The organism is Streptomyces sp. NPDC025273 (assembly GCF_040638585.1).
GTDB lineage: Bacteria > Actinomycetota > Actinomycetes > Streptomycetales > Streptomycetaceae > Streptomyces > Streptomyces cinereorectus.
The window spans coordinates 238750-251569 of the sequence record NZ_JBEZYP010000007.1; the positions used below are offsets into that span (position 1 = coordinate 238750).

The window sequence follows — 12820 nt, forward strand, 5'->3', positions numbered from 1 at the left end:
AGAACGACACCCTCCTGAGGAACGCTCAGGAGGGTGTCGTCGTCATCACGTCAGCTCATTCGGTCGCTGCTCCGGCCGCTCCCGCCGGACGCCACCCCCGGGCGCGGGCCCGGGTGAGGGCGAAACCGGCCCAGAGGACGGCGAGGACGCCGGCGGAGCCGAACAGGACGAAGAGGGTGGCCCTGCCGGTGGCCCGGTCGGCGGCGGCGGTGTCGCGGACGGTCACGGGATCAGCGGCGCGCTCCGCGCCGGCGGCCGGGGCGGGGTCTCCGAGGACCGTGGTGACGGCGGCGTAGGCGTCCAGCTGGGGGATGTCGGCGGGGTAGGCGGTGGCGGTCAGACGGCGGATGACCTCGTCGGGCGTCTCGTCGGGGTGGGCGGCGCGGACGGCCGCGGCGGCACCCGCGGCGTAGGCGGTGGCCACCGGGACGCCGCCGCCGAGGTAGTGGCCCTCGCCGCGCGGGCCGCCGGAGACGACTCCGGCGCCCGGGGCGGCGAGGTCGATGCCGCCGGTGGGCAGGGAGCCGTCCGGGCGGGCGCCGCCGGGAAGCATGTCGGCGACCGAGAGGACGCCGGATTCACCGGCCGGCCAGTAGGTGCGGGACGGGATCTCGTCCCTGTCGCCCCGGGCCGGCGGGTCCGGGGTGGCCGCGGCGACCACCACCGCGCCCGTGCGGCGGGCCTCTGCGACCGCGCCGCTCAGCGCCGGGTCCTGGCGTGGCAGGGCCACCGCGACCGCGATCACTGCGGCCCGGGCCTCGGTCGCCGCACGCAGCGCCTCCACGACGAGGGCGGAGCTCGGCTGCCCGCGCCGGTCGGTGCCGCGCAGGGCCAGGATCTTCGCGCCCGGGGCGACCCCGGCGAGACGGGGACTGTCCCCTCCGGTCCCGGCGATCAGCCCGGCCAGGAACGTACCGTGCCCGACGCAGTCGTCTCCGGCCGTACCCGGAGCGGTGACCCGGCCACGGAGGCCGGCCGCGTCGGGATCGACACCGGTGCCGATCAGCGCGACGGTCACGCCCGCCCCGGTGCTGTGCTGGTGCAGCCGGTCCAGGTCGAGGCGCTGACGCGACCAGTCCTGCTTCTTCGCCTTCTCGCGGGAGGCGGGGGTACAGGCCACCTCGTCGGCCTCGGGGTCGAGGGCGGAGGGCATGCCGGGCAGCTCCTGGCCCTTCTTCCCGTCGGCCGCGGGGATGCGCGAGGGGGGCGCCGCCTGTGCCGGCACGGCCGTGGGCAGCAGCAGTGCGGCAGCGAGGCCGGCACCGGACAGCAGGCGGGCGGCCCCGCGGGCGGGAGGCCTCATCGGGGTGCCACCTTCGGTGCGGCGGCCGTGACATCGGCGGGGAGGAGGACGCGCAGGTCGTCCAGGGTGGGCGCGGCCACCGAGCTGAGCCGTCCCGCTTGGCGGGTGACCATCGATTCGACCACCTGACGGGCCAGCCTGGCGTTGCCGAAGGAGCGGTCCCGGGGCAGCGCGTCGAAGTACTCCTTGAGCAGCGGGCCGGTGCCGGGTCCGCACTCGTAGCCCATGTTCGCGGCCTGGGTGCGCACGATGGTGACCAGTTCCTCCGAGGAGTAGTCGGCGAAGGCGATCCGTCGCGGGAAGCGTGAGGAGAGGCCCGGGTTGGAGGCGAGGAAGCGCTCCATCTCGTCGGTGTAGCCGGCGACGATGACGACCACCTCGTCGCGATGGTCCTCCATCAGCTTCAGCAGGGTGTCCACCGCCTCCTGGCCGAAGTCGGCGCCACCGCCGCGCGGGGTGAGGGTGTACGCCTCGTCGATGAACAGCACGCCGCCGCGGGCTCGCTCGAAGACCTCGCGGGTCAGCTGTGCGGTGTGGCCGATATAGCGGCCGACCAGGTCGGCGCGGGCCGCCTCGACCAGCTGGCCCCGGTCGAGGACGCCCAGCTGGGTCAGGACCTCCCCGTAGAGGCGGGCGACGGTGGTCTTGCCGGTACCGGGCGGGCCCGTGAAGACCAGATGGTTGCTGAGCGAGGGGACCGGCAGCCCGGCAGCGGCACGGTGCCGGGCCGTGGTGATGAGGTTGACCAGATCCGCGACTTCGCGCTTCACCTCGGACAGACCGATCATGTCGCCGAGGCGGGTCAGCGGGTCGTCGTCCGGCCCGGCGGGACCGGCGGCGGTGGCGGCCGCGGTGGCGGATACGTCCTCGGGCAGCAGCAGGCGCAGATCGCGCTCACCGACCTGCGCCTGCTCGGAGAGCCGGACCGCCTGTCTGTCCACCATCTCCTCGAACACCCCGCGCGCGGCACGGCCGTTACCGAAGCCGGCGTCCCGCGGCATGGCCTCGAAGTGCGCGGCCAGAGCCGCCGCGGTGCCCTCGCCCAGCTCGTACTGGTGCTGGGCGCACATGCTCTCCATGATCGCGACCAGGTCGGGCACCGAGTAGTTCTCGAACTCGACGGTCCGCGAGAAGCGGGAGGCCAGGCCCGGGTTGGAGCCGAGGAAGGAGTCCATCTCGCGTGAGTAACCGGCCGCGACCACCACCACGTCGTCGCGGTGGTCCTCCATCAGTTTCAGCAGCGTGTCCACCGACTCCCGGCCGAAGTCGGCACCGCCGTTGCCGCTGTCGGAGGTGAGCGTGTACGCCTCGTCGATGAACAGGACGCCGCCGAGCGCCCGCTGGAAGGTCTCGGTGGTCTTGATGGCGGTGCCACCGACGATCTGCGCGACCAGGTCGGCGCGTGAGACCTCGACCAGGTGCCCGCTGCGCAGCGAGCCCAGTTCGGCCAGGATCGCGCCGTAGAGGCGGGCGACCGTGGTCTTGCCGGTGCCGGGCGGGCCGGCGAAGACGAGGTGTCTGCTCATCGGCGGGGCGGACATGCCGAGTTGCTCGCGGCGCTGGGCGAGCTGGGTCAGGTTGACCAGGGTGCGCACCTGCTGCTTGACGTTCTCCAGACCGATCAGCGCGTTGAGGGCGCCGAGCGGTCCGTCCGCGCGGTCCGGCGAAGGCCCGTCCGCGGCGCCGGACCCGGCCGGGTCGGTGTTCTCGGCGCTGCCCGTGCCCCAGGCGTCCCGCTTGCCGTTGCCTGTGCTGTTCAGGCCCTCCACGGCGAGCCGTTCGCCGGGCGCGGTCTGCACCAGGCCACCACCCTCGTTCTCCCGGGCGAGGCAGTTGACGAGCGAGACCGGCGCGGTGGACTCCACCCGGAAGCCGTCCTGGGTGCCGCCGGTGGCCTCGCAGCCGCTGAGCGAGGCGAGCGCGCCTTCCTGGAGCAGGTAGCCGTGGCCCTTGGCGGCGTGCACCGTGGTGCGGTTGGCGGTCAGCTCACCGCCCGCGGCGACCACCACGCCCTCCTCGCCGGAGATCTCGACGCGGAAGTCGCGGACGGTGACGTTGCCGCCGTCCTCCACGACCAGGCCGCTGGTGACGGTGTCGGAGACCCCTCCGCCGGCCAGGTAGAGGGTGCTGCCGGAGGCCACGCGTACACCCGCGCCCTTCGGCCGGACGATCTCGCAGTCCTCGACGCGGCCCCGGGCGTCCCTGGTGACCGCGATGCCGTCGCCGGAGGGCTCCACCAGCCGGGCCCGGCGCAGCAGCGGGTTGGCCCCGCCCAGCACCGCGATCGCGGGCGAGCCGCCGATCACCTCCAGGCGGTCCAGTTCCGGCGCCGAGTCCTCCTCCAGGAGCAGCCCGGCCCCGTCGCAGTCGCGGACCGTGAGGCCGGTCAGCGCCGGGGAGGCGGCCCCGGCGACCCGCAGCGCCGCGCCCTGCGCGCCGTCCACCCAGCAGTCCTCGAAGGTGCCGCGCGACCGGTCGGTGACCAGTACGCCGTTGCCGCGGGCGCGCGAGACGCGGCAGCGGCGCAGCACCGGGTCGGTGCCCCCGGCCAGCGCGATCCCGTTCCCGGACGCGCCGGTGACACGGACGTCCTCCAGCGTCGTGCGGCCCGTGCTGCTCAGGTGCACGCCGGTGCTGGTGTCGTGCACCACGGTGCGGGTCACCGAGACGGCGCAGTTCTGTTCCAGGGCGATGGAGGGCTTGTCGGTGGAGGAGATGTCGCAGTCCTCGACACTGCCGCGGCTCTCGCCGTTGGCGAGCAGACCGTTGCCGCGGGCATCGCGCACCGTGCAGTCACGGATGCGTGCCTCGCCCTGCTCGGCGAGGACCAGACCGCTGGTGCCCAGGTGTTCGAGCGTGCAGGACTCCACGGTGGTGGGTGTGGTGGAGGTCACCACGATGCCGGCGCCCTGCGGGTTGCTCACCCTGCAGTTCCGCAGCGCGAGGGAGCCCGTCCCTCCGGCCAGCATCGCGGTCCAGGCCGCGCCGACGATCTCGCAGCCGTCGAACGCGGCCTGCCCGCGCCGCACGTCCACGGCCGGCAGCTCGGCGTCGCCGCCGCGCAGGGTCAGTTCGGAGAGCATCACGGCGTCGGCGCGCAGCGCGACCACGCTGCCCGACCGCGGCCGGATCTCCACCGTGCCCCGCCCCTCGGCGGCGGTGAGGGTGACCCTGGTGTGGATCACCAGGTTCTCGGCGTAGGTCCCGGGCCGGACGCTGATGAGCGCCCCCGTACGGGCTGCGGCGAGTGCCTCACCGATCGTCGAGAAGCGGTCAGCGGGGCCGACCGACAGTACCTGGCGCGACACGCACCAACCTCCTTGCTACGGCGGCGTCTTCTGCGGACTCCCCCAATCGCCGGGGGCGCGTGTCGGCGAGCCGACGATGCCATCATGCCTCGTCCCCGGTGCGTGCGGGATCCGGGAGCGGTGTTCCCTGCGTCGAGGCGCTGCGGTCAGGTGCTCCACTTCTGGGCGGCGTTGCCCGAACAGTGCAACAGCTGCAGCTGTGCCCCGCTGTTCCGGTTGGCGCCCGCGATGTCGACGCACATGCCGACGACGGTGTTGACCAGATCGTGGGCGCCGTTCAGGGCGAACTTCTGGGCGGCGTTGCCGTTGCACCAGGCGATCTGGATGGGGGTGCCGTCGCTGAAGTTCGCGTTCGCCACGTCCAGGCACTTGCCCTGGATGCGGATGGTGCCGTCGGAGGCGAACTGCCACTTCTGCGCGGGGGCGTTGTTGCAGTCCCACACGTGCAGCGCCTTGCCGTCGCTGAAATCGTGGTTGGGTACGTCGATGCAGCGGCCCGAGAGATGACTGCGGAAGGAGACGGGGGAACTGAGGGTGACGCCAGGAGCGGCCTTCACGGCCTGCCTCTCCGGGCTGCCGGCCGCCTCCTCCTTCTTCTCCTCACTCTGCTGCTTCGGCCGGGCCTCCGGACCGGCGGCCGCCTTCTTCGGCTCGTCCTTGGCCGTGTCGGGCGCCGGGACCTTCTGCACCGGCTTCTCGGGCGCCGGCTGGACGGTGGCCTTCTTCTTGCCGTCGGCCGGGGAACCGGACTCGGGCGCGGTCACCGCGAAGTCGCCCGGCGCCTCCTGCCCGCTCCCGTCGAGCACGGTCCCCGCCGCCGCCACCGACGGCTGCTCGGGGCCCTTGTCGTCGTTCCCGGCGAGTACCAGGAACGGCACCGACACGAGGAGAGCCCCCGCGACCGCCGCCCCGGCCAGTACCGCCTTGCCCGGCCTGCCCACCGGCCCGTCCTGCTGCTGCGGCCGGCCGATCGCGGTCGCGGTCATGGTCCGCACGAGCGCGGGCAGCCGGCTCTGCGCGGCGGCTGCGGCACCGGGGTCGGCCTCGGACCGGGCGCCGGAATCGGGCTCGGTGGTCCGGCCCTCTACGGGTTCGCCCCCGTCCTCTCCGGGCTTCTTCTCGGCCGTTCCGGATTCCTTCTCGGCCTCCGGGGCCTGCGTGCCGGCCGTTGCCGCCGCTGCCCCGCCCTTCGCCTCTGCGGGCTCGGCAGCGGCGGCGGGCGCGGCGGCGGTGCCGGTCACGGCGCTCGCGGCCGCCTCCTCGCCCCCGGAAGAGGACTCCGCGCGAGCCTCCGGGGAGGCGGGGGATTGCTGGGACGAACGCGTCATGGGGTCCTCCCTGTGGTGTGGGGCCGGGGTTCAGATGTGCTGTCGGTCCGGTCCGAAGGGGCCGCTGCCGCGGTGCCCGTACGGACCGGCGTGGCGGCTGGGGCGGCGGAACCGTCCTGCCCCGCGGTGCGTACCGGGCCGGGAAGGCTGTCCGCCGGGACGAGCAGCGGAGCCGCGGCCCCGGCGTTGACCATCAGCATGGTGCCGGGACCTCTCAGTGAGTGGGCCAGTTCCCGTACCGACAACGTGTCATGGTGAAGTGCCGCGGACATGAACTCATGGGTGGGCGAGGTGAACAGCAGGACCACCGGCGCCCCGTCCCGCCCGGCGGCCGTGAGCGGCCCGCCGTCCGGCCCGCGCACCACGGTGACGTCCGCCTCCGCGAGCGCCGCGAGCGCCTCCTCCACCGAGCCGTATCCGGTGGCGGCACGCTGCGCCGCGGCGTCCACCGGGTCGGTGGGCTCCGGCCAGCCGAGCACGCGCGCCGAGGGCCGGTACACCGGATTGGCCCGGTACTCCCCCACGCTCCCGCTCTCGTCCGACTGCCACTCCCCCAGCACCGCCCACTCGGGCGGCGTACGCTCCTCGGTCCACTCCGGGTCCACCACTCCGACCCAGTGCCCCGGCGCCCTGCGGGCAGCGGCCTTCACGGCCTCCGGTACGCCGGGGTCGGGTGACCCGGGGCCGGCGGTGTCAGGGATGGCGAACGGGACTTCGTTCAAGCCCTCTTGCCGTTCTCCGGGCCGCATCTCCACCTGAACTCTTGGGTCTGTAAGCACTCTCAGGTGCCGAACGGCGTGCGCTCGCACGCCGATGCCGATCAGATCGGGGAGCCAACAGGATGTCATACGACTGCTGTCCGTGGGACTTCGCGGAAGAGCCGTTTCGGGCGCCCGCGCGCCCGTTTCGCTGCCCGAACCGAGGACTTTCCGGGAGCAGTGAGGCGTGGGAGGACAAAGCGACGGAGGCGTTCGGGACGCGGGAACGGCCGTCGTCCGCACGACGGGCTACGTTGGGTACGCCATCGGCCCCTTCGACGTGCGGCGCCTTCGGTCCGGGCGAGGCCGTCGGAAGACGCCTCGCAGCTCGGAAGGCGTCGGATCGGCCACAGGCCGCCACCGTGCCGGGTCACGCGGGGAGTTCGACGGCGAGGACCGGGCCGGGCCGGCCCACCCCCGACGCGGTACGCGCCGGCACCCGCAGCTTCACAGGCTTTCATCCGGCCAGGCCTCTGCCCATCGACAGCTCCGCCACGAAGGAGTAACCGACATGTCCCCCCAGCACCCCAGCCCCGGCGCGAACGCGGCGGCTGCCGCAGCCCCCGGCGCGCAGGAGACCGGGTCTCCGGCCCCGGCCTCCGCGCCGGCCGAGGAGACGCCGAGCCAGGCCGCCGCTTCGGCCCCCGCTCCCGAGGCGGAGTCCGTCACCGCCCCGGCCGGGGAGACCGCCGCCGCGCCCGCGGCCGCAGCCAGGACCTCCGAGGCGACCGAGGAGGGCGCAGGCGTGGCGACGGCCGCCGGGACGGCGCCGAGCACCAGGACCACCACCGGCGTCGACGGCGGACGCCCCCGCACGCCCGTCCTGGCGGGGGCCGCTTTCGTCGGCGCCGCCCTGGTCGCCATACCCCTGCTGCTGGTCGGCAGCGCCAACGACAAGGGGCAGGACAGCACTCCCATGCGACCTGTGGCGGGGGGTGCCGACACCGTCCTCAACCCGAACTCCGCCCCCGCGGCCCTCGAGGACTACGTGGCCGGGAAGCCCAGCCCCTCCCCGAGCACGAAGAAGCCGAAAGCGGTCGGCATACCGAAGGCCACGGTCCCCGAGCCCGCCGCACCCGCGCCGGAGCCCAGGACGAGCAGCCCGGCCGAGAAGAAGCCCACAGCCACGTCCAAGCCGAAGCCCAAGGCGGCCCCGAAGCCGGTCTGGAGCACGGTGACCGTCTCCGCGCCCAGCGTCCTGGAGGTCAACCAGGCCTGGACCACGAACCGCATCCGTATGGTCATGCAGGCCGACGGCAACCTGGTCGTGCTCAACGAGCTGGGCAAGCCCATCTGGGCGGCCATGACCTTCGGCGCCAACCACCGGGCGATCTTCCAGCCCGACGGCAACCTCGTCATCCACAACGGCGACGACCGCCCGATCTGGGCTTCCCGGACCCACGACTACGGCGGCGCCCAGCTGGTCTTCCGGGCCGACGCCAAGGTGGTCATCGTGCACAATGGCAGGGTTGTCTGGTCGACCTGACGCAGGGATGCGCGGTCCGTCACGGGCGACAGCACGGGACCACGCGGATGCGCACCGTCACGACCTCGACAGGTCGTCGGAGATCTCGATGCGCGGCCGCCACGAACCGCGCCCGCCCGGCTTCCAGCCTGCCCGCGGTCTTCGAGCCGCTCGACGGCCCTTCTCTCATCGCCTCAGCGTTCGAGTCGATTACCTCGCCGTCACACACATAAAAATCTGTGGTGGCGGGAGTAGACATCGAGCGGTGGCGTGGCTATGGTTTCTCTCGTAGCCGAGATCGACGGGGCCTGGCAGAGACGTACTGTCGGCCAGCAGTACCCGTAGGTGTAGTTCGCAGGGCGGTTCGGTGGTGGAGTTCCGAAGCCAGGGTTGTTGTGGGACGGCGACGGGGCTGGCGACCGGACCGGGTGGCCCGCGGTGATCAGGGGCCGCCGTGAGCAGTACCGCAGTTCGGAATGTGCAGTTCGCGGTACCCAGCAGTGGAGTCAGTGAGCAGCACCTCGGTGAAGGCGTCGGCTGCGGGCGCGCGCACCGGGAGGTTCGGCAGTGGGGTTCCAAGCCGGAGCAGATGCAGGACGGGCGACGGGGCTGACTGCCGAAGAGTGGCGCTGTGACAGGCCACGAGCAGTACAGGGTGAGAGCAAGAGATTGATCCAGAGGAAAGAACGGAGGAGCGAGGCGCCATCAGGATCGCCCGGGCGGAAGTCGTGAGCCCGGGTACCGCAGAACATCGACAGTGAGGTGGTCTCCGGTCAAGCAACCGCGATCCCCGCATGCCCCCTCCTCTCCCGGGTGGGCCTGCGGAACGAGTAGTCCGGCGCAGTATCAGGGCCGGCGGATGGTGTAGCAGTTCCTTCGGGGCCCTGGTGCCATTGGCACCAGGGCCCCTCCACGCGTGCAATGAGAGAGGTTCAATGACAGCAGACGACTCGTTCGGCCGTCTCGACGACGACGACTACCCCGCCTACACCATGGGCCGGGCCGCCGAGATGCTCGGCACCACCCAAGGCTTCCTCCGTGCCATCGGGGAGGCCCGCCTCATCACCCCGCTCCGCTCCGCGGGCGGCCACCGCCGCTACTCCCGCTACCAGCTGCGCATCGCCGCGCGCGCCCGCGAACTCGTCGACCAGGGCACCCCCATCGAGGCCGCCTGCCGCATCGTCATCCTCGAGGACCAGCTCGAAGAAGCCCAGCGCATCAACGCCGAGTACCGCCGCACCGCCGAATCGGCAAACCCCACGACCGCGGCCGGAGACGGCTGAGACGCGCGACTCCCCAGGAGCTTGCGGCTGCCGCCCACGCAGGCTGCCCGGGACGCGAAGCGTTCCGGGCAACTACGTCTCCCACGGTCCAGGGGGCCGGGAGTGCCCACGCACGGAAGGTCACTCCCGGCGCGAGTCCGCAGACATGCGGGTGCTGTCCGTGGGGCTTCAGATCCCTGCCGCCACCGGGGCCGCATCCCGACGACTTCCGCTGTCAGCGCTTCCTGTCGGGCCTCGTCTCGAGGGCGGCCACCGGCGGATCCCGCCGGTCCTCGACAGCCGGCCGGGCGAAACGGGTCATCTGCGCGAGATCACCCCGGGAGCAGGTCAGGACGTCCTCGACCACATCCTCGCCCGGCGTGACGTCGCCGTAGCAGTCGTGCCATGCGTACTCGACCAGCTCCAGCAGGTCGAGTGCCGCAGCAGCCGCGTCCTTCCCGAACTCCGCCTCGACCCTCGCCGTGCGTTCCGCCCACAAGCCGCTCTTCCCACTGCCACAAGCCCTCCAGCTGAGGCAGACGTGTCATCGACAGGACACGGGCTCGCACTCGCAGCGGAACGCCGTCCTGCCGAGAAGCGGGCGCGGAACGCGTGGAGGGGCCCTGGTGCCATTGGCACCAGGGCCCCGAAGGAACTGCTACACCATCCGCCGGCCCTGATACTGCGCCGGCCTACGTGTTCCGCATGCCCCGGCCGTGAAGCTGTCGGGGTGCGGGGATCGCGGTTGCTCGACCGGAGACCACCTCACTATCGATGTCCTGCGGTACCCGGGCTCACCACTCCCGCCCGGGCGATCCTGATGGCGCCTCGCTCCTCCGTTCTTCCCTCGGGGAACACTCACTCATCTCACGCGGTACCGCGAACTGCACATTCCGAACTGCGGTACTGCTCACGGCGGCCCCTGATCACCGCGGGCCACCCGGTCCGGTCGCCAGCCCCGTCGCCGTCCCACAACAACCCTGGCTTCGGAACTCCACCACCGAACCGCCCTGCGAACTACACCTGCACATACTGCTCGCGGCCTGTCACAGCGCCACTCTTCGGCGGCCAGCCCCGTCGCCCGTCCTGCATCTGCTCCGGCTTGGAACCCCACTGCCGAACCTCCCGGTGCGCGCGCCCGCAGCCGACGCCTTCACCGAGGTGCTGCTCACTGACTCCACTGCTGGGTACCGCGAACTGCACATTCCGAACTGCGGTACTGCTCACGGCGGCCCCTGATCACCGCGGGCCACCCGGTCCGGTCGCCAGCCCCGTCGCCGTCCCACAACAACCCTGGCTTCGGAACTCCACCACCGAACCGCCCTGCGAACTGCACCTGCGCGTACTGCTCCCGGCAGTTCAACTCTCTGCCGAGCCCTGCTGTCTCTCTGGGCTACGAGAGAAACCATAACCACACCACAAGCCAATGTCTACTCCGTCCGACATAGATTTTCACTCGCTCCGTGGTGAGGTAATCGCCCTCGGGCAACGACGCGGGCAGGGTTCGGGCCGACCGTCGCCGGGTTGACGGTCCGCAGGCCGGGGCACAAGCACTGGGCAGACACGGCCGAGTACCGACGAGAGAGACCAGGGGGACCTGATGATCACCATGAGCGTCGGCGTCGCGACCGCTCGCTCCGCGACGTCCGTCGCCGGTGCGCGCGAGAGGGCCAGAGAATTCCTCGGGGGTCTCGTACCGGCGATCGCGACCGAGGCTGCCGACACTGTGGTCCTCGTCGTCTCGGAGCTCGTCACCAACGCCCTGCGCCACGGCCTCGGCGCGTGCACCCTGGACCTGACCGCGCGCCCGGACAGCATCGAGGTGGCCGTGCACGACCGCAGCGCGCAGGCTCCCCGGATGCGCACCCCCGACCTGAACGGTGGCACCGGAGGCTTCGGGTGGCCCATGGTCAACCACCTCGCCCACGCGACCTCCGTCACCCACCACGCGACCGGCGGCAAGGCCGTACGCGCGCTGTTCCTCCGTTAGCACCCGAGCGCCGGGGCCACCGGCGGCCTTCGCCGACTCGACCCGCGGCGGGGGCGGCCGGGGGGCGGGCCACGGCTCAGTCCTGGAGCCGGTGCCCAGGAGTGGCACCCGTTCGTGACGGTGCGGAGGCGTCGGCGAGGTCGGCGCCGGTGTCGGCGTCCCGCCGGGAGCGGCCGGTGCCGTGCCAGTCCAGGCACATGACGGTCGCGTCGTCCTGCAGATGGCCGTCGCTGGCGTCGACGATCGCCGCGACGAGGCTGCGGGCGGCCTCGCGCGGATGCAGTGCACGGGTGCGCACGATCAGGTCGGACAGATCGAGGCTGGTGGCATTGCGTTCCAGCATGCCGTCGGTCAGCATCACCAGCCGGTCGCCCGGCCGCAGGTCCAGCGACTGGACCCGGTAGGTGTGAGGGGCATGGACGCCGAACGGCAGATCGACCTCCGGAGTCACCTCCCGCACCTGTCCGTGCCGCATCCGCAGCGGCCAGGGGTGTCCGGCGTTGATGAACTCGGTCGTGCCGTCGATCAGGCTGATGCGCAGGAGCTGGCCGGTGACGTACCCCTGGCGGCCGTGGTCGCGCATGGCCTGATCGGCCTGGCGGGCCTGTTCGGCGAGGTCGGAACCGGCCCGCCGTGCCCGGCGCAGGGCGCCCACCAGGAGGGTGGCCAGCAGCGCGGCGCCGACGTCATGCCCCATGGCATCGGTGACGGAGAGCTGGACCGTGTCCCGGTCGATCACGTAGTCGAAGGTGTCACCCCCGACGTGGTCGGCCGGCTCCAGCGCCCCGGCGACCGAGAACTGCGCCGCTTCGCACGCCAGTGAAGCCGGGAGCAACCGGTGCTGGATCTCCGCGGCCAGGCTCAGCGGGATGGTCCGGCGGCCCCACTGGTACACGTCGGTGAAGGACCGGTTGGCGATGACGATGTACGCCAGCGCGTGCGCGGTCTCGCCGATCTCCCGCATCACCTCCGCGTCCGGTGCCGCCGGCAGGAACAGTTCGAGGAGCCCGATGGCGTCCCCGCGGTTGGTCACCGGGGCGATGATCCGCACCAGCGCGCCCTCACCGTTGTCCTCCACGCTCGGCCGCTGGGTGCGGATCACATCGTCGTACAGGGTGCCCGGCAACGTGATGCGCCGGGCGGGTTCATCGGTGTCGACGCTGCCCGCCGCCCCCAGCCGGACGACCGAGCCGCCGGTGAAGTCGGTGATCAGGAACGACACCGACGCCGCCCCGAGGTGCTCCTTGAGCATGCGAGCCACCACGTCGAGCGACTCCACGGGCGCCGCGGTCTCCGCCGCCGCGAGCGTCTTCGCCAAGGTCATCGCCCTGCCCCGGCCATCCTCGTCCTCGGGAGTGCGAGTGGTCGGCTCACCCTCCCCGTCAGGCCCGCATACGGTCACGGTG

Annotated in this window: 9 protein-coding genes; 3 read left to right on the forward strand and 6 right to left on the reverse strand. The window is 72.4% G+C overall.

Going from position 1 to position 12820, the window contains the following annotated elements; all coding sequences use genetic code 11:
- Window positions 1–55: 55 nt before the first annotated feature.
- The 4 genes from AB0F38_RS14845 to AB0F38_RS14860 form a co-directional block, all read right to left on the reverse strand.
- On the reverse strand, window positions 56–1303 hold the full coding sequence (locus AB0F38_RS14845) for a S8 family serine peptidase (protein WP_361892012.1): 1248 nt from the start codon (window positions 1301–1303) through the stop codon (window positions 56–58).
- Window positions 1300–4611: a right-handed parallel beta-helix repeat-containing protein gene (locus AB0F38_RS14850; protein WP_361892015.1), complete on the reverse strand. Its 3312-nt coding sequence runs from the start codon at window positions 4609–4611 to the stop codon at window positions 1300–1302. Before AB0F38_RS14850 ends, AB0F38_RS14845 begins: the two co-directional genes overlap by 4 nt.
- A 146-nt stretch (window positions 4612–4757) precedes the next feature.
- Window positions 4758–5939: a ricin-type beta-trefoil lectin domain protein gene (locus AB0F38_RS14855; protein WP_361892018.1), complete on the reverse strand. Its 1182-nt coding sequence runs from the start codon at window positions 5937–5939 to the stop codon at window positions 4758–4760.
- Window positions 5936–6688: a type VII secretion system-associated protein gene (locus AB0F38_RS14860; protein ID WP_361892021.1), complete on the reverse strand. Its 753-nt coding sequence runs from the start codon at window positions 6686–6688 to the stop codon at window positions 5936–5938. Before AB0F38_RS14860 ends, AB0F38_RS14855 begins: the two co-directional genes overlap by 4 nt.
- Window positions 6689–7208: 520 nt before the next feature.
- On the opposite strand from AB0F38_RS14860, the gene AB0F38_RS14865 reads away from it, so the two are divergent.
- Window positions 7209–8183, forward strand: a complete 975-nt coding sequence (locus AB0F38_RS14865) for a mannose-binding protein (protein ID WP_361892023.1) — start codon at window positions 7209–7211, stop codon at window positions 8181–8183.
- A gap of 914 nt (window positions 8184–9097) precedes the next feature.
- Window positions 9098–9445 (forward strand): MerR family transcriptional regulator, encoded by a 348-nt coding sequence (locus AB0F38_RS14870; protein WP_361892026.1) that lies wholly within the window; start codon window positions 9098–9100, stop codon window positions 9443–9445.
- 214 nt (window positions 9446–9659) lie between these two features.
- Here AB0F38_RS14870 and AB0F38_RS14875 read toward each other — a convergent pair whose 3' ends face one another.
- Window positions 9660–9923, reverse strand: a complete 264-nt coding sequence (locus AB0F38_RS14875) for a hypothetical protein (protein ID WP_361892029.1) — start codon at window positions 9921–9923, stop codon at window positions 9660–9662.
- Window positions 9924–11024: 1101 nt separating this feature from the next.
- Between AB0F38_RS14875 and AB0F38_RS14880 the strand changes: the two genes are divergently transcribed.
- Window positions 11025–11414 carry an ATP-binding protein gene (locus AB0F38_RS14880; protein ID WP_361892032.1) on the forward strand — a complete coding sequence of 130 codons (390 nt, stop codon included), beginning with the start codon at window positions 11025–11027 and terminating at the stop codon, window positions 11412–11414.
- 76 nt (window positions 11415–11490) lie between these two features.
- On the opposite strand, the gene AB0F38_RS14885 is transcribed toward AB0F38_RS14880, so the two are convergent.
- Entirely contained in the window at window positions 11491–12738 is a 1248-nt protein-coding gene (locus tag AB0F38_RS14885) for a PP2C family protein-serine/threonine phosphatase (RefSeq protein WP_361892194.1), read from the reverse strand.
- Window positions 12739–12820: the final 82 nt, after the last annotated feature.

What these genes read in the sequence shown, in the direction of transcription:
- AB0F38_RS14870 (WP_361892026.1), top strand. Translation starts at nt 9,098, where the DNA reads ATGACAGCAGACGACTCGTTCGGCCGTCTCGACGACGACGACTACCCC.
- AB0F38_RS14845 (WP_361892012.1), bottom strand. Translation starts at nt 1,303, where the DNA reads ATGAGGCCTCCCGCCCGCGGGGCCGCCCGCCTGCTGTCCGGTGCCGGC.
- AB0F38_RS14860 (WP_361892021.1), bottom strand. Translation starts at nt 6,688, where the DNA reads ATGCGGCCCGGAGAACGGCAAGAGGGCTTGAACGAAGTCCCGTTCGCC.
- AB0F38_RS14865 (WP_361892023.1), top strand. Translation starts at nt 7,209, where the DNA reads ATGTCCCCCCAGCACCCCAGCCCCGGCGCGAACGCGGCGGCTGCCGCA.
- AB0F38_RS14855 (WP_361892018.1), bottom strand. Translation starts at nt 5,939, where the DNA reads ATGACGCGTTCGTCCCAGCAATCCCCCGCCTCCCCGGAGGCTCGCGCG.
- AB0F38_RS14880 (WP_361892032.1), top strand. Translation starts at nt 11,025, where the DNA reads ATGATCACCATGAGCGTCGGCGTCGCGACCGCTCGCTCCGCGACGTCC.
- AB0F38_RS14885 (WP_361892194.1), bottom strand. Translation starts at nt 12,738, where the DNA reads ATGACCTTGGCGAAGACGCTCGCGGCGGCGGAGACCGCGGCGCCCGTG.